This window comes from Rahnella perminowiae (assembly GCF_019049755.1).
GTDB lineage: Bacteria > Pseudomonadota > Gammaproteobacteria > Enterobacterales > Enterobacteriaceae > Rahnella > Rahnella perminowiae.
Genome location: NZ_JAFMOS010000067.1, coordinates 1 through 558, shown reverse-complemented (window position 1 = coordinate 558; position 558 = coordinate 1). Strand labels below are relative to the sequence as shown.

1 protein-coding gene is annotated in these 558 nt (G+C 36.6%); it reads left to right on the top strand.

What is annotated here, in order from left to right:
- On the top strand, positions 1-510 hold a 510-nt coding region (locus tag J1785_RS00335), incomplete at its 5' end, for a hypothetical protein (protein WP_217218526.1).
- Positions 511-558: the final 48 nt, after the last annotated feature.

Genomic DNA, 558 nt, shown 5'->3' with positions numbered 1-558 from the left:
GCGCTAGCTAATGCTAAAGGGAAATATTCCACATTAAAGGAAAATCTTAACTTATTGAACATAGATTATACTAAAAAAACGATCTCTGATATTGAATTAACCTTCCACATTTATAGCGGTAGACTAATCCAAAACTACCAACGAGGGTTAGGGTTGTTTATAGACGAAGGGAATGGAGACAGATTAAGGTTCTGCACTGCTGAGAAATCAGAACATGATGCAACAATGTCTATGAGTTCTGGGCAGCTATCTGCACTGAGCCTAGCCTTTTTCTTATCACTGAACAAAGTGTATGCTAAGTCACCCCTTGTTTTGATCGATGACCCAGCACAATCACTTGACGAAATAAATATTGCGTCTTTAAGCGACTTGCTGCGCTGTGAGTTGAGTAATAGGCAATTAGTACTTTCATCACATGAAGATAATATTTCTTCATATATTAGATTTAGATTTATGCGAGCAGGTTTGACTCAAAAACCTTTCAATATGCAATCACATATTAATTTATAGCTTCCTGGCTAAGGCATTAAGCATGCCTTAGCTATATCAGTTTAAGTT